Below are 18,984 nucleotides of genomic sequence, written 5' to 3' on the forward strand. Positions count from 1 at the left end.
CCGTCCGTTTTTCCTATGCAAACAGCTTCCTAACGACAAATACCTAAGGGCCGGGAAAGTAGGAAAGCTGCGCTACAGTCTCGCCACCCCTGACCCATGAACACCTTTTCCGACAGCGTCGTTACCGCTTTTTCGCTCATCACCTCACTGGATCCGCTGTTTGCCGGCATCGTTGGCTTGTCGTTGTCTGTCAGCGCGCTGGCCTGCCTGATTGCCTGCAGCGTCGGGCTGCTGCTGGGCGCCTGGCTGGGTGTGGCGCGCTTTCGCGGTCGGGCTGTCGTGCTGGCGCTGCTCAATACCGCGCTGGCCCTGCCTTCGGTGGTGGTCGGGCTGGTGGTGTATTTGCTGCTGTCACGCACCGGGCCGCTGGGTTTTCTGGGCTGGCTGTTTTCCTTCAAGGCGATGGTGCTGGCGCAAACCGTGCTGGTGCTGCCGATGGTGACGGCGCTGGTACGCCAGACGATCGACGACGCCGACCGCAGCCACGGCGAGCAGTTCCAGTCGATGGGCGCGGGGCGCTTTGTGCGCAGCCTGATTTTGCTGTGGGACGAGCGCTATGCCTTGCTCACGGTGCTGATGGCTGCGTTTGGCCGGGCCATATCCGAGGTCGGCGCAGTGATGGTGGTGGGTGGCAATATTGAAGGCTTCACGCGGGTCATGACGACGTCGATTGCGCTGGAAACCAGCAAGGGCGACTTGCCGCTGGCGCTGGCGCTGGGCATCGTGCTGCTGGGCGTGGTGCTGCTGCTCAATGTCCTGATTGCCGTGGTTCGGGGTTGGCGCGAGCGGCTCGACGACCCTTTGCCCACCGCTGAAAAACTGCTGCTGGCGCAGACAGTGGCACCCAGCGCTGCGCCATGACACCGATCTTCAGCCTGGACGCTGTCAGTGTGAATTTTGGCCCTGTGCAGGCCTTGCGCCACTGCACGCTGCACATCAACGCTGGCGAACGGCTGGCGCTGGTGGGCTCCAACGGCAGTGGAAAAAGCACCTTGCTGCGAACGCTGCATGGGCTGATCACGCCAGCGGCGGGCAGTTTTCAGCAGGATCTGCGGGTGCGCCAGGCCATGCTGTTCCAGCGCCCTTATATGCTGCGCGCCAGCGTGCTGCACAACGTGGCCCTGGGTTTGTGGCTCAACGGGGTGTCCTGGAAAAGCGCCAAGGCGCAGGCGCTGCAGGCGCTGGAGCGCGTCGGGCTGGCCGATTTGACGAACCGTTCAGCCAAAGCCCTGTCGGGCGGTCAGCAACAGCGCGTGGCCTTGGCGCGGGCCTGGGCCCTGAAGCCGCAGGTCTTGCTGCTCGATGAACCCACGTCCAGCCTGGACCCGGCGGCCAAGCGCGAGGTCGAGCGGCTGATGGCCGAATTTGCCGACGATGGCATGACGCTGATTTTCAGCAGCCACAACCTGGGCCAGGTCAAGCGCCTGGCCAGCCGCGTGATGTATCTGGAGCAGGGCCGCTTGATTGCCGATTTGCCGAACGCTGCTTTTTTCGGGGGGCCTTTGCCGCCGGCTGCTGCCCATTTTTTAAAAGGAGAACTCGGATGAATGGTTTCAACAGGTTTTTCAAGCCTTTCAGGCTTCTTGCGCTCGTCCCGCTTTCCCTGGCAGCTACTGTTTCGATAGCGCAGACGCCCAGCATCGTGATGGCGTCCACGACCTCGACCGAGCAGTCGGGGCTGTTCACCTATTTGCTGCCGGAATTCAAGAAAGCCACCGGCATCGACGTGAAAGTGGTGGCGGTCGGCACCGGCCAGGCCATCGACATGGGCCGCCGGGGCGATGCCGATGTGCTGTTCGTCCACGACCAGGCGGCCGAAGAAAAAGTGGTGGCCGAAGGCTTTGCCCTCAAGCGCTACCCGGTCATGTACAACGACTTCGTGCTGATTGGCCCGGCCGCTGATCCGGCGAAGGTCAAGGGCAAGGACATCAGCGAAGCGCTGAAAAAGCTCAGCACTGCCAATGCCGGTTTCATTTCGCGCGGTGACAAGAGCGGTACCCATGCGGCCGAATTGCGCTATTGGAAAACGGCGGGTGTCGAGCCGACCGCCTTTGCCGGCTACAAGGCCTGCGGTTGCGGCATGGGGCCGGCGCTGAACATGGCTTCCAGCCTGGGCGCTTATGTGCTGGCCGACCGGGGCACCTGGCTGAACTTCAAGAACCGAGCCGATCTGGCGGTGCTGGTCGAGGGCGACAAGCGACTGTTCAACCAGTACGGCGTGATGGTCGTCAACCCGGCCAAGCATCCGCAGGTCAAGGGCGCGCAAGCGCAGAAGTTTGTGGACTGGGTGATTTCCCCCGCCGGGCAGGGCGTGATTGCCAGCTACAAAATTGGGGGCCAGCAGCTGTTCTTTCCGAACGCAGAGAGGTGATGCGCCGCTGGCTGCTGCCTGTCGGGTGTCGGGCTAACCGACCAGCGCAGCAGACTTCACCTGCGCCCAGACCGGCTTGCCGGGCTCCAGGCCCAGCGCATCGGCGGCCCGCGCGGTAATGCGCGCCAGCAGCACCGATTCGCCGCACGTCAGCTGCACCAGTGCCTGCGAAGGATGGGTGTCCGGCACGATGGCCTTGACCTCGCACTGCAGCAGGTTCTGAATGCTGGTGGCGCTTGGCGCTTGCGTGGACAGGCTCACGTCGCGTACCAGTACGCGCACCCGCACCCGGGTGCCCGTCGCCAGGCCGCTGTCGCGCAGCCAAAGGCTGCCGCCGGCAAACGCCATGCGCATCAGGTGCCAGCGCGCATCGCGTTCCACCACCGCGCCTTCGAGCAGCGCGCCGGCGTCTTCGCCCAGCACCACCGGCAGATCAATGCGCGCCAAGACGTCGGTGACGGCGCCGGCGGACACGACGCGTCCCTGGTCCAGCACCACCAGCGTGTCGGCCAGCCGCGCCACTTCGTCGGCCGAATGCGTGACATAAAGCATCGGAATGTGCAACTCGTCGCGCAGCCGCTCCAGCCAGGGCAGGATGTCCTGGCGACGCGCATGGTCCAGCGCGGCCAGTGGTTCATCGAGCAGCAGCACCCGGGGCTGGGTTGCCAGGGCGCGGGCAATCGCCACGCGCTGCCGTTCACCGCCCGAGAGCTGGTGGGTACGGCGCGCCAGCAGGCCGCCAATGCCCAGCAGCTTGATGGCCGCTTCCAGCGCCAGCGCGCTTTCGCCTGACTTGACGCGGCGCAGGCCGTAACTCAGGTTGCCCTGAACATCGAGATGGTCAAACAGGCTGGCTTCCTGGAAGACATAGCCGAGTGGGCGTTGCCAGGTGGGCAGAAAAATGCGGCGGCTGTCGTCCTGCCAGGTCTGGCCGGCAATCTCGATCAGTGCGCCATCGGCCCGCTCCAGGCCGGCCACACAGCGCAGCAGCGTGGTCTTGCCCGAGCCCGACGGGCCAAACAGCACGGCGATGCCGCGCGGCGGCAGCAACAGGTCGGCCTCCAGCGTGAAGGCGGGCCGCTGCAGCGACAGGCGAATGCGGTTGTTGTCCATGCCGGTCACGCCAGCACGCGCGCATTGCGCCGGTTCAGCAAGGCCAGGCCCAGCAGCACAGTGAATGAAAACAGCACCATGCCACCGGCCAGCCAATGCGCCTGCGCATACTCCATGGCTTCGACATGCCCGTAAATCTGGGTGGACACCACCCGCGTCTGGCCGGGAATGTTGCCGCCAATCATCAACACCACACCGAACTCGCCGACCGTATGGGCGAAGCTCAAAATGGCGGCAGTGATGAAGCCTGGCTTGGCCAGCGGCAGCGCAACGCTGAAAAAAGCATCCAGTGGCCGCGCACGCAGTGTGGCGGCGACCTCCATCGGGCGGCTGCCAATGGCTTCAAAAGCGTGCTGCAGCGGCTGCACCGCGAAAGGCAGCGAATAAATCACCGAGCCGATCAACAGCCCGCCAAAGCTGAAGGGCAGCAAGCCCAGTCCCAGGGCCTGCGTGAACTGTCCGCCCCATCCGTTCGGCCCCAGCGACACCAGCAGGTAAAAACCCAGCACCGTGGGCGGCAACACCAGCGGCAGTGCCACAACGGCCCCCACGGGCGCCCGCCAGCGCGATGGGGTACGCGCCAGCCACCAGGCCAGCGGTGTCGCCAGCAGCAAGAGCAATACGGTGGTCAGGCTCGCCAGCTTGAGCGTGAGCCAGACGGCGGCCAGGTCTTCTGCGCTGAACGGCATGGAACGTGCTGCTCAGAACTCGTAGCCGTGGGAAAGGATGATGGCGCGGGCTTTTTCACCGCGCAAATAGCCGGTCAGCGCCAGCGCTGCAGGGTTGTCCTTGCCAGGGTTCAGCAGCACGGCGTCCTGCAGAATCGGCGCATGCAGCCTGGCCGGAACCACCCAGGCAGAGCCTTTGGCAATGCGGCCATCGGCCATGACCTGGGACAGGGCCACAAAGCCCACGGGCGCATTGCCGGTGGCGACGAACTGGTAGGCCTGGGCAATGCTTTCGCCCTGCACAAAACGCGGCTGCAGGCGCTGCAGCAAGCCCAGCCGCGTCATCGACTCGATGGCGGCAGCGCCGTAAGGGGCGAGCTTGGGATCGGCCAGCGCGACTTTGCCGTCGGTGCTGGTGCGCAGCACGTCGCCTTTGTCGTCAACCACGCCCGGCTGCGCACTCCACAGCACCAGCCGGCCCGTGGCATAGGTAAAACGTGTGCCTGCCACGGCAAAGCCTTCTTTTTCGAGCAGGGCGGGGGTTTCCTTGTCGGCGGCCAGCAGTACCTGAAATGGCGCACCGTTCCTGATTTGCGCATAGAACTTTCCGGTGGCGCCAAAGGCCAAAACCGCCTTGTGGCCAGTGTCTTGCGCAAAGGCTTCGGCAATTTTTTGCATCGGCGCGGTGAAGTTGGCGGCGACGGCCACCGAGACCTCTGCCGCATGGGAAACGCCCAGCGTCAGAGCGGCAATGGCGATCCAACGGCAGAAAAACTTCATCATGGCGGGCTCGCTATTCAAAAATGGAATAGCGAAAGTATAGCCAACCGATGCTCTGGCAGACCGACAATGCGGGCATGCAAAAACCCCAACTCCAGCTGGCGGGCGCGCTAGGCCACGAGGCCGCTGACAAGCGCATCGACATGCTTCGCCGCATTGGCGAGACCGGCTCAATTTCCGAAGCGGCACGCGCCGCCGGTGTCAGTTACAAGGCGGGCTGGCAGGCGATTGACACGCTGAGCAACCTTGCGGGCATTGCGCTGGTCGAGCGGGTGGTGGGCGGCGTGGGCGGCGGCGGTGCGCGCCTGAGTGATGCGGGCCAGGAACTGTTGCGTGCTGCGGATGAACTGGCGCAGGCGCGCGCCCAGGTGCTGGCGCGTCTGGCGCGAAGAGCGGGTGAAGGCGATCATTTGCCCAAGGCTTCTGCGCTGGCCGCACTTGGTTTGCGCACCAGCATGCGCAACCAGCTGCCTTGCACCATCGTGCGCCTGCACGCCCATGGCCAGACGGTGCGCGTGCAACTGGAACTGGCCGGTGCACTGCGGCTGGTGTCGCGCATCACCCGGGAAAGCGCGCAACTCTTGGCGCTGCATCCCGGCCAGCAACTGCTGGCTTTGTGCAAGGCCACCGCCGTCAAGGTGTCCGCCGGCGATCTGCCGGCTGAAGCTGGCAACTGGCTGCACGGTCGGGCGACACGCGTTTCGCGTGCTGCCGGTGGTGGCGAAGTGGCGCTGGAACTCGCCGGTGGCCTGCAGCTGGTGGGTTTTTGCGGCGCGGACAGCGGTTTGAAAGCAGGCCGCCCGGCGCTGGCTTTCATCGACGAGTCCGCTGTTGTGATCGCTGTAGCTGGCTAAGATGATGCAGATTTCGACGCGCTGGCCATGGCGCCTGTCCCTATAATCTCGCCGTGCCTTACCACCCCCATTCCCGCCCGACACATGCCGTGTGGGCACGACTGGCTGCCTGGCTGGGTTTTCTCGCCGTGCTGTCGGCCTTGTGGGCGCCGGTGTCGATGTTGGCCCAGGATGTGCGCAGCGGGCAACTGAGCGGCATTTGCAGCGTCAGCACCAACCTGTCCAGTGCTTCCGATGCGGGACTGAATGATGCGCCGCCGGCTGCCGCGCATTGCAATTTGTGCGCATCGCTGGGCTGGGCGTCGTCGCCGCTGGCGGTGCTGGCAATTCCCAGCTTTCCCAGCCTGCAAGTGGTCGCGTTTGATTTTCCGGCGAACTTCTCCGCCGCCATACCCGGGCTGCCTTTCAGTCGCGGACCTCCTGCACTTTGAACTGATCCGCCTGTGCCGAAGCGATTAAGCCTGACCGTATTCGGGTCAGGCTGGCTGGTGCCACACGGGGCAAATATCCGCCGTCTGCCCCAGGCTTCCTGCACGTTTAGCGTACGTTAAATCACATCGCGGTTCTTCAGCCCGAACGTCAGCAACGGCAACGTAATTGCCATCGATGTTCGTTTTGCATGGGCAGACCAGTAAGCCCCTGATCCCGCGCACTGATCCGGCTGAACTGAACTTCGTGCTGCGGTCCTTCCTGCTAGCCATAGCTCCGATCCATCAAAAAGCTGAACATGAAATTTTCAACTGCTACAAAATTAATAGCCTATAGCGCAACGTGCATGACTGCCATGCCCGCTTTTTCTCATGTTCTTCTGGAAACCAAAACGGCTCCGTCTGGAAGCAACTACAAAGCGGTTTTCCAGGTGGGTCATGGTTGCGAGGGCTCGGCCACCACCGGCATCACGGTGCGGATTCCCGCCGGTTTCCAGGGCGCCAAGCCTTACCCGAAAGCCGGCTGGACGCTGGCGGTGAAGCAGGAAAAACTTGCCCAACCCTACGCTAGCCACGGCAAGCCGGTGACGGAGGACGTGAGCGTGGTGAGCTGGACGGCTGCCAGCCAGGACGCGGCGCTGCCAGATGCCTTTTTCGACGACTTCATGCTGCGCGGAAAACTGCCGGAAACCGCCGGACCGCTGTGGTTCAAGGTGCTGCAAACCTGCGCAAGCGGCAGCCTTGACTGGGGTGACGTTCCCGCCGCAGGCGTATCCTCGAAAGGATTGAAGTTTCCGGCGCTCTTGCTGGATGTCACTGGCCCTGAAACTGCTGCCGCGACAGATTCTGCCCCGGCGCATGCGCCCGGCGCGCATCAACACTGATTCCTGTTCAGACGGAAATAATTCCGGACTGGATTTTTTAACTTTGCCTTGAGAGACTCCCATGAAACTGAAACTATTGACCGCTTCCCTGCTGCTTGCCTGCGGCGCTTTGCAGGCCCAAACCGTTGATGTCAGCGGCGCCTGGGCCCGCGCCACCGTGCCGGGCCAGAAAGGCACGGGTGCTTTCATGAACATCACCGCCAGGGACGGCGCCCGTCTGGTGGGCGTTTCATCGCCGGTGGCCGGCGTGGCGGAAGTGCATGAAATGAAGATGGACAACGACATCATGAAGATGCGCGCCGTGCCCGTGCTGGAACTGCCCGCGGGTCAAGCCGTGCAGCTCAAGCCCGGCGGCTACCACGTCATGCTGATGGACCTGAAGCAGGGCTTGCCCAAGGGCAGCACGGTGCCGCTGACGTTGCGCCTTCAGGATGCGCAGGGTGTGGAAATCAGTCAACTGGTCAGCGTGCCTGTCAGCACAGTGGCCCCGGCAGGCAGCATGGCAGGAAAAGCGGCAGACCACGGCGCCCACAAGCCCTGACCACGGGCAGCATGGCGAAATTTGCAGGGAAATCGCACCGCGGGAAATGCCCGGGGTGTCTGTAACTGCGTGCTTTCGCAGGCCTTGAAGTTGATGAAAACTTGACCTGCGTCATGGCGTGCGGACCGGGCGCGGGGCATGCTGTGCACTCGTTATGAAAATTTGAGGAGCCTGTCATCAAACACACCAGCCTGCAAATCATCCGCGACGAACATTCGTCGCTGGCCGCCATGCTCCGTTCCATGAACATGATGGTGGATCGCGGCCCCGGAGACAATCCTGAGCAGTTTTTCAACGTGCTGCAGGCCATGCTGTTCTACATTGACGAGTTTCCCGAGCGCCTGCACCATCCGAAAGAGTCCGACCTGCTGTTCCCGCGCGTGGTGCGGGCGTCGCCATCGCTCATGGCCGCAGTTGAGCGGCTCGAAAGCGACCACATGAACGGCGAAAAAGCCGTTCGCGAACTCCAGCACCTGCTGCTGGCGTGGGAGCTGCTGGGCGAGCCGCGCCGGCCCGCGTTCACGGTGCAATGCAAGCAGTACATCGCTTTTTACCTGGACCACATGCGGCTTGAGGAAGCCGTGATCCTGCCGGAAGCCGAAAAAGTGCTGACCGATGCCGACTGGAAGGAGCTGGATGCCGCCTTTGAAAAGAACTGCGATCCGCTGACCGGCAAATACCCGCCCGATCCGGCCTATGACCGCCTGTTCACGCGCATCGTGATGCGGGCTCCGGCGCCGATTGGGCTGGGCAGCAGCTGATTCGTCAGGACTGCGCAGCCGCTGTTGCCGCAACCATGGTAAGTCCTTTGAAATTCAAGGAAAATAGTGCTTTTGCGTTTGCCTAGCTTATTCGGGAAGCTATGAAAAACGTAGCAGTCTTGATGCCTGCCACAGTCATCAAGAGCGACCCCGCCACATGGATCAGTGCCACGCCTGCCGCCATGCCATAGCGGGCTTCGAGCAGGTAATCCACGACTTCGGCCGAAAAGGTAGAAAACGTCGTCAGCCCACCCAGAAATCCGGTAATCAAGAGCAGGCGCCAGACCGGGTCGATCTGCGGGATGGCCTGGAACACTGCAATGGCGATGCCGATCAGGTAGCCGCCCAGCAGGTTGGCGGCCAGCGTGCCCCAGGGAATCAATCCGCCGGGCGACAGCCACAGCGCCAATCCCCATCGGGACAGCGCGCCCGCCGAGGCGCCGATGCAAATCGCCAGTACCGCGCCCATGGCGTCAGTTGGCCATTTTTTGCGGCAGCCACGTGACGATGCCGGGAAAGACATAAATCAGTGCCACCGCCGCGCACATCAGCAAAAACATCGGCATCGTGACCTTGGCAATCCAGGTCAGCTGGCGCCCGGTCATGCCCTGCAGCACGAACAGGTTAAAGCCGACCGGCGGCGTGATCTGCGCCATCTCGACCACCAGCACGACGAAAATGCCGAACCAGATGGGGTCGATGCCAGCCGCCTGCACCGTGGGCGTGAGCACGCCCATGGTCAGCACCACCATCGAGATGCCGTCCAGAAAGCAGCCCAGGATGATGAAGAACACCGCCAGCGCCACGATCAATTGCGCCCGGCTCAGGCCCAAAGTGCCAATCCATTCGGCCAGGTGACGCGGCAGGCCGACATAGCCCATGGCCAGTGTCAAAAAGGCCGCGCCCGCCAGGATCAGTGCAATCATGCAGTACAGCCGGGTCGCGCCCATGAGCGCATCGCGAAACGTCGCCCAGTTCATCGAACCCTGCAGCGCGGACAACACCAGCGAGCCGACCACGCCGACGGCAGCCGCTTCGGTGGCCGTGGCCACGCCGGAATAGATTGAGCCCAGCACGGCGGCAATCAGGAGCACCACCGGAATCAGGCTGCGCGAACTGGCGATTTTTTGCATGAAGGTGGTCTTGCCGTCGGCGGCTGGTACCTGTTCGGGATGGCGCAGCGCCCAGAACATGATGTAGCCCGAAAACAGCGCGGCCAGCAGCAGCCCCGGAAACACGCCGGCGATGAACAGCTTGGAGATTGACACCTCGGCCGCCACGCCATAGACGATCATGATGATCGATGGTGGGATCAACAAGCCCAGCGTGCTGGCGCCGGCCAGCGTGCCGACGACCATGTGCTCGGGGTAGCCGCGCCGCGTCAGTTCGGGCAGCGTCATCTTGCCGATGGTGGCGCAGGTGGCGGCGCTCGACCCCGACACGGCGGCAAAAATGGTGCAGCCGATCACGTTGGTGTGCAGCAGCCGCCCCGGCAGGCCTTGCACCCAGGGCGCCAGGCCCTTGAACATGTCCTGGCTCAGCCGGGTGCGAAACAGGATTTCGCCCATCCATATAAAGAGGGGCAGGGCGGTCAGCGTCCAGCTCGAAGACGAGCCCCAGACCGTCACGGCCATGGCGTCGCCGGCCGGGCGCGAGGAAAACAGCGTCACCGCCAGCCAGGCCACGCCGGTCAGGCTCAAGCCGACCCAGACGCCGCTGCCCAGAATCAACAGCAGGGCCGCCAGCAGGGCGGCGGTGATGGCAAGGTCGTTCATGAAAAGTCGCTTGTGGGGGGAAAGTGGATCGGTTTATTCATTGCGCGATGCCTCAGCGCTGCTGTGGACCACGCGCTTGCCGGTGATTTCAAGCACCAGCTCATCGACAAAGGCAATCGCCAGGATCACCGCGCCAACAGCCATGCCAATCTGCGGAATCCACAGCGGCGTGGCGTCGCTCGACGTGGAAATGTCGTGAAAGCTGTGCGACTGCCAGGCCAGGCGGCAGCAGTAATAGGCAAACAGGGCGCTTAAGGCGCTGGCAAAGCCCAGCGCCCACAGCTCCAGCCCTTTTTTCCAGCGCCCGGTCAGCGCCCCGAGGATCAGCGTCACCCGGATGTGCTCGCCGCGCTTGAGGGTGTGGGCCAGCGCCAGAAAGCCGCTGGCCGCCATCAGGTAGCCAGCGTAGGCGTCAGTGCCCGGCACATGAAAGTGCAGCTGCCTGCTGACGATGGACAGCACCACCATTGTCAGCAGGCCGACCAGAAACAGCGCGGCCAGTCCAGCGGCGCCGTTGTACAGGGCATCAAGCGCTTTTCGCATTGGCCGTGCTTCAGGACTTGTTGAACGCGTCGATCAGCGCCTTGCCATCGGGTCCGGCTTTTTCCAGCCATTCCTTGAGCATCACATCGCCGACCTTCTTCATGTCGGCCTTGAGCTGCGGCGACGGCGGCAACACGGTCATGCCGTTGGCCTTGAGCTTGTCGAGCGAGTCGGCGTTGGTCTTTTTCGACGCCGCCAGGCCGCGCACTTCGGCGTCCGCCGCTGCCTTGAACACTGCCTGCTTTGTCGGCGCATCAAGCGCATCGAAAGCCGCCTTGTTGACGATGACCGCATTTTTCGGCAGCCAGGCCTGGGTGTCGTAGAAATACTTCAGGCTTTCGTAGGTCTTGGTGTCCATGCCGGTGGAGCCGGAGGACATGTAGGACTCGATCACGCCAGTGGCCATGGCCTGCGACAACTCGGCCGCCTGCACAGTGACCGGCTGGGCGCCCACCAGCTCGGCAATGCGTGCGGTGGACGGGCTGTAAGCGCGCCATTTCACGCCCTTCAGGTCAGCGCCCGAGTTGGCCGGATTCTTGGTGAAAATTCCCTGGGTGGGCCATGGCACCGTGTACAGCAGCACCATCCCTTGCTCGGCCAGCTTTTTCTCCAGGAAAGGTTTTTGCGCCTTGGCGAGTTTTTGCGACTGCTCGTAGCTGTCGGCCAGAAAGGGGAGGCCATCGACGCCGAACAGCGGCCATTCATTCTGGAAGTTGGCCAGCAGAATTTCGCCGGCCTGCGCCTGCCCGCCCTGCACGGCACGCTTGATTTCGGGCGCCTTGAACAGCGCGCCGTTGGCATGCACCGTGATTTTCAGCTTGCCGGCGCTGGCCTTGTCGACATCGGCGGCAAACTGGACCAGGTTTTCGCTGTGAAAGTTGGTCGCCGGGTAGGCGGCCGGCAAGTCCCATTTGGTTTGGGCAAAAGCTGATGCGCCCATGGCGAGGGCAGCGGCGGTCAGGACAATTTTCAGTTTCATAAAGACTCCAGGTAATGGCTTGCGTGCGGTATCGGGATACGGGAATGGTAGAAGCAAATCACGCGCCAGCGTCCCCGTGCATACCCCGAAAATCAGGTTTTGGCGCATGATTTTGTTCATTGAATGTCAGTTTTCGCCAACCCTTGCCAGGCGCTCACGGCGGCAAGAACGGTTTGCATTTGTACCGTGTGGGCGAAGCGAAAACGCTCGTCTGCCACGGTTTCATCGGGAAACTCGGTGATCAGCGTCACGGGCGGCCCGGGGCGCGTGGTTTCCGACAGGCTGCAGGCCGTGCCGTTGATTACCTCGAAAGGCAACTCGCCGGCATGGCGTTCGTAGAGCGCCATCTGGCGGGCGTTGTAGGCGGACAGGCCGCCGACCTGACGCAGCGCTGCACTGACCTGCTCCAGCAGGGCGCGTCCCTGCGCTTGCCAGCCTGGGTGGTGGCGCAGGATCAGGAAAAACCCTTTCGGGATCATCCACAACTCAAATCCGCGCGGCACGTAGCCGGACAGCGGGCGCGTCCATTCGTGGGCCGGGTAGCCGTGCAGGTTGACGTGCAGCTGGGCGCCTGACAGCGCAAGCGCCTGTTCGCGGGCCTCGCGCTCGTACAGTGGCGCTTGCTCACGGTATTCAATGTCATCGCCAAGTGCGCTGTAGCGGGCAGCGTGGTGCATGTGGCGTGGGTGCTGTAAGCACAGCTCGCGGTGCAGGGCATAGCCATCTGGATTTTCGAGCGCGATTAACGCAAAGTGCGCCTTGCCACTGGCCTTGAGCTGTTGCGCGGCACGCAGTGCGCCGACCACGCCCGAGGTTTCGTTGGCATGCTGGCCGCCGCTGATGATGACGGCTGCGCCCGGTCCTGCGTGGTACAGACCTTCGACGGCCCGGCCCTGGCGCGACAACGCGCCAAAACGCTGGCCGCCCAACGCGCGCATCTCTGCGGCAATTCGCTCGGGGTGAGGTGCCGCACCAAGAAGGTCTAGCACTTGCTCTGGCGCTGGACTTGGGCACGCGCGCAGGTCTTGCGCTAGCACGTCAAAGCGGCTCAGTGCCATGCGCAAGCGCGGCGCCTTGTTGCCGGGGCGCACATCCGGCACGATCTGGCCGGGTTGCAATCTTCTGTCGCTGGTGGCGCGTCCTGACTGGCGCTGGAAGACTTCCAGCAGCGAAAAATAGATGTCTTCGTGCAGCGCCTCGCTGGTGCTTATGCATTCATGGTCGACCGGCAAGGGCTGTTCAAAACAGGGCAGGTCCACGCGAATGTCGAGCCGCTCGAAGTAGGGCTCCCGGGCCGGCCAGGGCTGCTGCTGAACGATTTGAATGATTTTCTCGAAAACCTGTTCGTAATCGGTTTTCTGGGCTGTGTCCATCTGGACCAGTGGGCCGGATGTGGTCCGGGTCCTGAGCCAGCCGGTGGGGGAAAGCAAGTTGACGTCCAGGTGGTCGACATGAACGCGGTTGGGAGCCCACACCTTGGCGTTCAGCTGACGGCCATCTTTGAAGGTGAGTGCCAGCCAGTAGTGCAGGTCGTCGGTGCCGGGTTCAAACGCCAGCTGGCAGCCCGCAAGCAATGCGGCCAGCGGATAGGCTTCCAGCAGAAAACGGCGCGGCGATGCAGCCGGATGCACGGGGTAGGTAACGCTCGCCTTGGCCAGCGCAGCGCAGTCGACTTCTTCCAGAAAGTAGTGCAGCAGCGGCTTGTAGGCACTGCGCAATGTCACCGTGACCCCGGCAGCAGCCAGTTGCCGCTCGGCAGCGCGGCGCGCAGCCACGCCCTCGAACAGCCAGCCTTCCACCTGGGCGCCGCGCCATTCGGGGTGTTCAAACTGGCCGACCCAGTCGTCCAGCGTACGCGGCAGGATCACATCGAGGAGCAACTTGTCAGTCATCATAGTTTTCCGGTGGGGTCGATGCGGTCGCGCAGCCAGTCACCCAGCAGGTTCAGGCCCAGCACCGTGAACATGATGGCCAGGCCGGGGAAGACGGTGACCCACCAGGCCGTCTGCATGTAGGTGCGGCCATCGGCCAGCATGCCGCCCCAGCTGGGAATCAATGGATCAACGCCCAGGCCCAGAAAGGTCAGGCTGCTTTCCAGCAGGATGTTGTTGGCCACGTTCAGCGTCATCAAAATGATGACCGGACCAATGATGTTGGGCAGGATGTGGTGGCGAATCATGGCGAAATCCCGAACGCCAAAAGACCGCGCCGCCTGGACGAACTCGCGCTCGCGCACCGACAGCACCATGCCGCGTACCAGCCGTGCATACTGCACCCACTGCGAGACGATCATGAACAGGATGATGTTGCTTAAGCCGCCGCCCAAAATTGAAATGAAGGTGAGCGCCACCAGAATAAAGGGCAGGGCCAGCTGCACATCGACGCAGCGCATCAGCAGCATGTCCCAGAAGCCCCGGTAATACCCTGCGATCAGTCCCACGGTGATGCCCAGCACCGAGGCGCCCAGCACCGAGACAAAACCGACCATCAGCGAAATCCGGCCGCCTACCAGCACGCGCGCCAGCACATCGCGCCCCAAGGGGTCTGTGCCCAGCGGATGTGCCCACGCGGTAAAGGGTTGCGTCAGGCGAGCCGCCAGGTCCATCAGCGAGCCCCGGTCCGGGAAAATCCAGACCGACAGCAGCACCAGCGTGAGCATGGCCCCGGTCAGCAGGGCGCCCAGGATGAATTCAAGCGAGCGCCACTGCATGGCGCGGGCAGGCACGGTGGCGGGAATGGCTGTTTGCATGGAATTCATTTGTTGCGAATGCGGGGGTCGACCAGCCCGTAAGCAATGTCAACCAGCAGGTTCACCGCCACAATGATCACGGCCAGTACGGTGACGGTGCCTTGCAGGACCGGGTAGTCCCGGTTGGCGATGGCGTCAAAGGCCAGCGTGCCGAGCCCGGGCCAGTTAAAAACTTTTTCCACCACGACCAAGCCGCCAATCAGGTTGCCGAACTGCAGGCCGATGTAGGTGATCAGGGGAATGGCGCAATTGCGCAGCGCATGCTTATAGAGCACAACGCGTTCCCGCAGCCCCTTGCTGCGCGCCACCATGATGTACTGCGCTGACAGCGTTTCCAGCATGGCGGTGCGCACCAGCCGCACGTTGGTGGCTGAGAGGATGATCGCCATGGTCAGCGCCGGCAAGACCAGGCTGATGGGCCCGTCCCAGCCCGAAGGCGGCAGCAAGGGAAATGTGATCGACAGCAGCAGCACCAGCATGATGGCGAGCCAGAAGTTGGGAAACGACAGCCCCACCAGCGAGATGATGCGGATGAACTGGTCAACGCCTTTGCCTTTGTTGACGGCGGCCTTGATGCCCATCGGCACCGACACCACGATCGACAGCAGCAGCGAGACAAAGGCCAGCGCCAGCGTGGCGGGCAGCGCGTCGCCTATCAGCCGCGCCACCGGCGTTCCGCCCATGAAGCTCTGTCCAAAGTCGCCCCGTACGGCGCCGCCCAGAAAGTCGCCGTACTGCACCAGGAATGGACGGTCCAGCCCCAGGCCGGTGCGGATGTTCTGCAGGTCTTCTTCCGTTACGCTTCCAGCCCCCTGGCTCAGCATCAGCGCCGGATCGCCTGACAGGCGCACGGCATAAGACACAAACAGGACCACCACCAGCACGACGAAGATCGCCTGCAGCAGTCGCTTGATAAGAAATCCACTCATGGTGTTGGCAACCTGTCAGATCAAAAAACGTGTCAGTCGACGGTGGCATCCACAAAACGGAAGCGGCCGTCGGCAGGCAGCGAAAGATTCTTGGCGCGTTTGTTCAGTCCGTAGGTGGTGTTCAGGCTGTACAGCGGCATCTCCAGCGCCTGGTCGGCCACGTAGCGGCCAATCTCATGGAGCGTTGTTTTGCGCACCGCCTGGTCCCAGGTGTTGCGCTGGGTGTGCAGCAGGGCGTTGAGTTTGGCGTCGTCGTCATACGGATTCCAGCGCTGCTTGGTGTAGTACATCGCGTAGGCCGTGTTGTCGTAGTCAAACGTCCAGCCGCCCCACTGGTTTTGCCACATCTCGCCGGTCTTGCCGTTGGGGATGATGTCGTTGAGCAGCACATTGGTTTCATACGGTTTTAGCGACACCGTGATGCCGACGGCCTGCAGGTAGCCGGCGACGGCCTGCGCCACTTCGCGGAAGTTGCTGTCGGGGCCGCGAAAGTCGAGCTGGATCTGTGTGCCTGGCTTGACGCCGGCTTTTTTCAGCATGCTCTTGGCCAGGGTCGGGTTGAACGGCAGGGGCTTGAGCGCCGGGTCGTTGCCAAACGACAGCATGCCCTGGAAGCTGGCGATGGGCTTGGCATGGCCCAGCAGGATGACCTTGATGATGGTGTCGCGGTCCACCGCCATGGTGAGCGCCTTGCGCACCTCGGGATCCTTCATGATGCCGCGCTGCGTGTTGTAGCGCAGCGCCAGCGCGACCGGGCCATCCATGCTGGCAACGGTGAGCTGCGGGTCTTTCTTGAGCGTTTCGATCATCGCCAGCGGAATCTGGTTGGCCACATCCAGGCGTCCCGACTGCAGTTCGGCCGCCTGGGTCGCGGGCTCACTGATGAAGCGGTAAACCAGTTCGTCCAGCTTGGGCGCGCCACCCCAGTAAGCGCTGTTGCGCTCGAATGACAGGCTGATCTTGGGTTTGTACTCGGTGAACTTGAACGGGCCGGTGCCGACCGGGTTCATGCCGAAGAACTGGCTGCCTTTTTCCTTGATGTACTTGGGCGGAACAATCATGGCGCCGTAACCTGCCAGCTTGGTCAGCAGCACCGGATCAGGACTCTTGAGAATGAAGTCAACCGTCGTGGCGTTGACGATCACGACTTTTTCAATCGCGTTGTAGTTGGACTGCTGCGGGCCTTTTTTGCCCTCTTCGCCGAGCAGCCGGTCAAATGTGAATTTGACGGCTTCGGCATCGAAGGGCTCGCCGTTGTGGAATTTGACGTTCTGGCGCAGGGTAAAGCGCAGCTTGGTGTTCTTGTCCAGGAACTCCCATTTGGTCGCCAGGCCGGGCACCAGCTTCATGTCGGGCGTGCGCATGATCAGGCCGTCAAACACCTGGCTGCCGACAGCGCCCCAGGACACCAGGAAAGTGGCAATCGGGTCCCAGTTGCCCGGGTCCTGGTGCAGCGCCACGGTCAGTGTTCCGGCGGCGTGGGTGACGGGCGTCACCAGGCAGGTGAGCACCAGGCTGGTGGTGGCTAAAAGGATTTTCAGCTTCATGCGATTTCCTGAGTAAGTGTGAAAAATGAAAAGGAGGCCAGCGCTAGCGGGGGCGTCAAGCCACGGCGACGGGCTGCGCCACGCGGTGGCCCGGGCCAACGTCGACGAGTTGCAGGATGTCCGGCTCCTGGCCGACCTGGCGCACCGGACTGGGGATTTCGCCATGGACCAGGCGGGCATCAATCTGCCGGCCTGGCTCGGCCACTGGCACGGCCGCCAGCAGTTTGCGCGTGTAGGCATGCTGGGGGTTTTCGAAAATGTCCTGGCGGTGGCCGATTTCGACGATCTGCCCGAGGTACATCACGGCGACCCGGTGGCTGATTTTTTCGACCACCGCCATGTCGTGCGTGATGAACAGGTAGGACAGGCCGCGCTCGGCCTGCAAGGCCATCAGCAGGTCAATGATCTGCGCCTGGATCGACACGTCGAGCGCCGAAACGGATTCGTCGGCGATGATCAGTTTCGGATTGCAGGCCAGTGCGCGGGCAATGCACACGCGCTGCCTTTGGCCACCCGAAAATTCGTGCGGATAGCGGCTGGCGTGCTCTGGCTTGAGGCCGACGCAGTCCAGCAATTCGGCCAGGCGCCTTTCGATGGCTTTGGGGTCGGTCAGCAAGCGGTGGGTGACGATGGGCTCGGCGATGCTGAAGCCGACCGTCTTGCGTGGATCAAGCGAGGCAAACGGGTCCTGAAAGATGTACTGGATGTCTTGCCGCAGCTGCCGCTTGCCGGCAGCGCCCAGCGTGGCGATGTCATGGCCGTTGAAACGGATGGCGCCGCTGGTTGATTCGACCAGCTGCTGCAGGGTCTTGCCGATGGTCGACTTGCCACTGCCAGACTCGCCAACCAGCGCCAGCGTTTCGCCCGGGTAAATCTCAAAGCTGACGGCTTCAACCGCATGCACGCGGTGCGTGGCGCGTCCCAGCAGGTTGTGGGCCACGTCAAAGCGGGTGCTGAGTTTTTCGACCGACAGCAGGGGCGCGCGCTTGTCGACCGTGTCCTGGAGTTGCTCGGTGCCGGTTTCTCGCAGTTCGTCGCCTTCCAGCACGGTCAGCGGCATGCGTTTGGGCAAGGCCTGGCCGCGCATGCTGCCCAGCCGGGGAACGGCTGCCAGCAAGGCCCGCGTGTAGGGGTGTTGGGGCGCGTTGAAAATCTGGTCGACCGAGCCGTGCTCGACCTGGCGGCCGCGCCACATCACGACCACGTCGTCGGCCATTTGCGCCACCACGCCCATGTCGTGCGTGATGAACATGACAGCGGTGTTCAGGTCGCGCTGAAGCTCGCGGATGATGTTGAGAATTTGCGCCTGAATCGTCACGTCAAGCGCCGTGGTTGGTTCGTCGGCAATCAGCAGCGCGGGCTGGCAGGCCAGCGCCATCGCAATCATGGCGCGCTGGCGCATGCCGCCGGACAGTGCATGGGGATAAGTGTCGAGCAGCCTTTGTGCATCGGGCAGGCGCACCTTGTCGAGCAGCGCGCGGGCTTGTGCGCGCGCCTGCGACGGGCTCAGGCCCTGGTGCAGGATCAGCGTTTCGGCGATCTGGTTGCCGATGGTGAACACCGGGTTCAGCGACGTCATCGGTTCCTGGAAGATCATGGCAATTTCATTGCCACGAATGGCGCGCAGCGTGTCATCGCTGGCTTGCGTCAGGTCCAGCAGCCCGCTGCCCGGCGACTGGAACAGCACTTGGCCCGCCACGATTTTTCCACCCGAATAATCGGTCAGCCGCATGATGGCCTGCGAGGTCACGGACTTGCCTGAACCGGACTCGCCAACGATGGCCAGCGTGCGCCCGGCCGTGACATCGAAACTCAGGCCGTCCACCGCACGAAAGCGTCCGCCGGGGACCTCGAATTCCACTGCGAGAGAACGAACGGACAGCAGCGGGGAGGTGGGGGTGGACGGATCGTTCAGGCGCATGGGACGGTGGGTAAAGGCAGGGCGGGGCTCATGAGGCAACGTCGTTCAAGGTGAAAAAATGACAAGTAAATGTAAATCGCATTTGTGCGCTGTCGGTTGGTGTTTTCCCTAAACGTCAACAAATTGTTGATGAATTGAGCT

The 18,984-nt window shown here is 62.9% G+C and carries 20 protein-coding genes; 8 read left to right on the plus strand and 12 right to left on the minus strand.

Annotated features, from left to right (window positions below):
- The first annotated feature begins 96 nt into the window (after positions 1-96).
- Genes H4V98_RS08775 through H4V98_RS08785 form a run of 3 tightly spaced genes read left to right on the plus strand, consistent with a single transcriptional unit; the run spans position 97 to position 2,371 of the window.
- Positions 97-861, plus strand: coding sequence for an ABC transporter permease (locus H4V98_RS08775; RefSeq protein ID WP_196862854.1), 765 nt, complete (start codon positions 97-99; stop codon positions 859-861).
- Complete coding sequence (locus tag H4V98_RS08780) at positions 858-1,547, plus strand: phosphate ABC transporter ATP-binding protein (protein WP_196862853.1); 690 nt, start codon at positions 858-860, stop codon at positions 1,545-1,547. The genes H4V98_RS08775 and H4V98_RS08780 overlap by 4 nt, the downstream gene beginning before the upstream one ends.
- Positions 1,544-2,371 (plus strand): substrate-binding domain-containing protein, encoded by an 828-nt coding sequence (locus tag H4V98_RS08785; RefSeq protein WP_196862852.1) that lies wholly within the window; start codon positions 1,544-1,546, stop codon positions 2,369-2,371. Before H4V98_RS08780 ends, H4V98_RS08785 begins: the two co-directional genes overlap by 4 nt.
- A 33-nt stretch (positions 2,372-2,404) precedes the next feature.
- Here the strand turns inward: H4V98_RS08785 and modC are convergent, their stop codons facing one another.
- The 3 genes from modC to modA are packed head-to-tail and all read right to left on the minus strand — an operon-like array spanning position 2,405 to position 4,935.
- Positions 2,405-3,484, minus strand: a complete 1,080-nt coding sequence (gene modC, locus H4V98_RS08790; protein ID WP_280757446.1) for a molybdenum ABC transporter ATP-binding protein — start codon at positions 3,482-3,484, stop codon at positions 2,405-2,407.
- 5 nt (positions 3,485-3,489) lie between these two features.
- Positions 3,490-4,173 (minus strand): molybdate ABC transporter permease subunit, encoded by a 684-nt coding sequence (modB, locus tag H4V98_RS08795; protein WP_196862850.1) that lies wholly within the window; start codon positions 4,171-4,173, stop codon positions 3,490-3,492.
- Between the two features lie 12 nt (positions 4,174-4,185).
- Positions 4,186-4,935 (minus strand): molybdate ABC transporter substrate-binding protein, encoded by a 750-nt coding sequence (modA, locus tag H4V98_RS08800; RefSeq protein WP_231374654.1) that lies wholly within the window; start codon positions 4,933-4,935, stop codon positions 4,186-4,188.
- 47 nt (positions 4,936-4,982) lie between these two features.
- Between modA and H4V98_RS08805 the strand changes: the two genes are divergently transcribed.
- From H4V98_RS08805 to H4V98_RS08825, 5 genes are all read left to right on the plus strand, one after another.
- Positions 4,983-5,786, plus strand: coding sequence for a TOBE domain-containing protein (locus tag H4V98_RS08805; RefSeq protein WP_280757447.1), 804 nt, complete (start codon positions 4,983-4,985; stop codon positions 5,784-5,786).
- 53 nt (positions 5,787-5,839) lie between these two features.
- The gene (locus H4V98_RS08810) at positions 5,840-6,217 is read left to right on the plus strand and encodes a DUF2946 family protein (RefSeq protein ID WP_196862848.1); all 378 of its coding nucleotides are present in this window, start codon (positions 5,840-5,842) and stop codon (positions 6,215-6,217) included.
- A 344-nt stretch (positions 6,218-6,561) separates the two neighbouring features.
- Positions 6,562-7,098, plus strand: coding sequence for a YcnI family protein (locus tag H4V98_RS08815; protein ID WP_280757448.1), 537 nt, complete (start codon positions 6,562-6,564; stop codon positions 7,096-7,098).
- A gap of 61 nt (positions 7,099-7,159) precedes the next feature.
- Entirely contained in the window at positions 7,160-7,639 is a 480-nt protein-coding gene (locus H4V98_RS08820; protein ID WP_196862846.1) for a copper chaperone PCu(A)C, read from the plus strand.
- A 176-nt stretch (positions 7,640-7,815) separates the two neighbouring features.
- Positions 7,816-8,400, plus strand: coding sequence for a hemerythrin domain-containing protein (locus tag H4V98_RS08825; protein ID WP_196862927.1), 585 nt, complete (start codon positions 7,816-7,818; stop codon positions 8,398-8,400).
- Positions 8,401-8,482: 82 nt separating this feature from the next.
- Here the strand turns inward: H4V98_RS08825 and crcB are convergent, their stop codons facing one another.
- The 9 genes from crcB to H4V98_RS08870 all read right to left on the minus strand — a co-directional run bounded on the left by crcB (position 8,483) and on the right by H4V98_RS08870 (position 18,843).
- A complete protein-coding gene (gene crcB / locus H4V98_RS08830; protein WP_196862845.1) occupies positions 8,483-8,869 on the minus strand; it encodes a fluoride efflux transporter CrcB in 387 nt (128 codons plus the stop codon).
- Positions 8,870-8,873: 4 nt separating this feature from the next.
- Complete coding sequence (locus H4V98_RS08835) at positions 8,874-10,175, minus strand: TRAP transporter large permease subunit (RefSeq protein WP_196862844.1); 1,302 nt, start codon at positions 10,173-10,175, stop codon at positions 8,874-8,876.
- Positions 10,176-10,208: 33 nt separating this feature from the next.
- Positions 10,209-10,718 (minus strand): TRAP transporter small permease, encoded by a 510-nt coding sequence (locus H4V98_RS08840; RefSeq protein WP_196862843.1) that lies wholly within the window; start codon positions 10,716-10,718, stop codon positions 10,209-10,211.
- Between the two features lie 10 nt (positions 10,719-10,728).
- Positions 10,729-11,697, minus strand: a complete 969-nt coding sequence (locus tag H4V98_RS08845; RefSeq protein ID WP_196862842.1) for a TRAP transporter substrate-binding protein — start codon at positions 11,695-11,697, stop codon at positions 10,729-10,731.
- Positions 11,698-11,813: 116 nt separating this feature from the next.
- Complete coding sequence (locus H4V98_RS08850; protein WP_196862841.1) at positions 11,814-13,589, minus strand: peptidase M14; 1,776 nt, start codon at positions 13,587-13,589, stop codon at positions 11,814-11,816.
- Positions 13,589-14,446, minus strand: coding sequence for an ABC transporter permease (locus H4V98_RS08855; protein WP_231374651.1), 858 nt, complete (start codon positions 14,444-14,446; stop codon positions 13,589-13,591). Before H4V98_RS08855 ends, H4V98_RS08850 begins: the two co-directional genes overlap by 1 nt.
- A gap of 5 nt (positions 14,447-14,451) precedes the next feature.
- Positions 14,452-15,375 carry an ABC transporter permease gene (locus H4V98_RS08860; RefSeq protein ID WP_196862839.1) on the minus strand — a complete coding sequence of 308 codons (924 nt, stop codon included), beginning with the start codon at positions 15,373-15,375 and terminating at the stop codon, positions 14,452-14,454.
- A gap of 32 nt (positions 15,376-15,407) precedes the next feature.
- Positions 15,408-16,922 carry an ABC transporter substrate-binding protein gene (locus tag H4V98_RS08865; RefSeq protein WP_196862838.1) on the minus strand — a complete coding sequence of 505 codons (1,515 nt, stop codon included), beginning with the start codon at positions 16,920-16,922 and terminating at the stop codon, positions 15,408-15,410.
- Between the two features lie 55 nt (positions 16,923-16,977).
- The gene (locus H4V98_RS08870) at positions 16,978-18,843 is read right to left on the minus strand and encodes a dipeptide ABC transporter ATP-binding protein (RefSeq protein ID WP_280757449.1); all 1,866 of its coding nucleotides are present in this window, start codon (positions 18,841-18,843) and stop codon (positions 16,978-16,980) included.
- Positions 18,844-18,984 lie beyond the last annotated feature (141 nt).

Origin of the sequence: Polaromonas sp. CG_23.6 (genome assembly GCF_029892315.1) — a bacterium.
In the GTDB taxonomy this organism is placed as follows: domain Bacteria; phylum Pseudomonadota; class Gammaproteobacteria; order Burkholderiales; family Burkholderiaceae_C; genus Polaromonas.

Coding starts and splice junctions, on each gene's coding strand:
- H4V98_RS08775 (WP_196862854.1), top strand. CDS start 97: ATGAACACCTTTTCCGACAGCGTCGTTACCGCTTTTTCGCTCATCACC.
- H4V98_RS08780 (WP_196862853.1), top strand. CDS start 858: ATGACACCGATCTTCAGCCTGGACGCTGTCAGTGTGAATTTTGGCCCT.
- H4V98_RS08785 (WP_196862852.1), top strand. CDS start 1,544: ATGAATGGTTTCAACAGGTTTTTCAAGCCTTTCAGGCTTCTTGCGCTC.
- modC (WP_280757446.1), bottom strand. CDS start 3,484: ATGGACAACAACCGCATTCGCCTGTCGCTGCAGCGGCCCGCCTTCACG.
- modB (WP_196862850.1), bottom strand. CDS start 4,173: ATGCCGTTCAGCGCAGAAGACCTGGCCGCCGTCTGGCTCACGCTCAAG.
- modA (WP_231374654.1), bottom strand. CDS start 4,935: ATGATGAAGTTTTTCTGCCGTTGGATCGCCATTGCCGCTCTGACGCTG.
- H4V98_RS08805 (WP_280757447.1), top strand. CDS start 4,983: ATGCTCTGGCAGACCGACAATGCGGGCATGCAAAAACCCCAACTCCAG.
- H4V98_RS08815 (WP_280757448.1), top strand. CDS start 6,562: ATGACTGCCATGCCCGCTTTTTCTCATGTTCTTCTGGAAACCAAAACG.
- H4V98_RS08820 (WP_196862846.1), top strand. CDS start 7,160: ATGAAACTGAAACTATTGACCGCTTCCCTGCTGCTTGCCTGCGGCGCT.
- crcB (WP_196862845.1), bottom strand. CDS start 8,869: ATGGGCGCGGTACTGGCGATTTGCATCGGCGCCTCGGCGGGCGCGCTG.
- H4V98_RS08835 (WP_196862844.1), bottom strand. CDS start 10,175: ATGAACGACCTTGCCATCACCGCCGCCCTGCTGGCGGCCCTGCTGTTG.
- H4V98_RS08840 (WP_196862843.1), bottom strand. CDS start 10,718: ATGCGAAAAGCGCTTGATGCCCTGTACAACGGCGCCGCTGGACTGGCC.
- H4V98_RS08845 (WP_196862842.1), bottom strand. CDS start 11,697: ATGAAACTGAAAATTGTCCTGACCGCCGCTGCCCTCGCCATGGGCGCA.
- H4V98_RS08850 (WP_196862841.1), bottom strand. CDS start 13,589: ATGACTGACAAGTTGCTCCTCGATGTGATCCTGCCGCGTACGCTGGAC.
- H4V98_RS08855 (WP_231374651.1), bottom strand. CDS start 14,446: ATGCAAACAGCCATTCCCGCCACCGTGCCTGCCCGCGCCATGCAGTGG.
- H4V98_RS08860 (WP_196862839.1), bottom strand. CDS start 15,375: ATGAGTGGATTTCTTATCAAGCGACTGCTGCAGGCGATCTTCGTCGTG.
- H4V98_RS08865 (WP_196862838.1), bottom strand. CDS start 16,922: ATGAAGCTGAAAATCCTTTTAGCCACCACCAGCCTGGTGCTCACCTGC.
- H4V98_RS08870 (WP_280757449.1), bottom strand. CDS start 18,843: ATGCGCCTGAACGATCCGTCCACCCCCACCTCCCCGCTGCTGTCCGTT.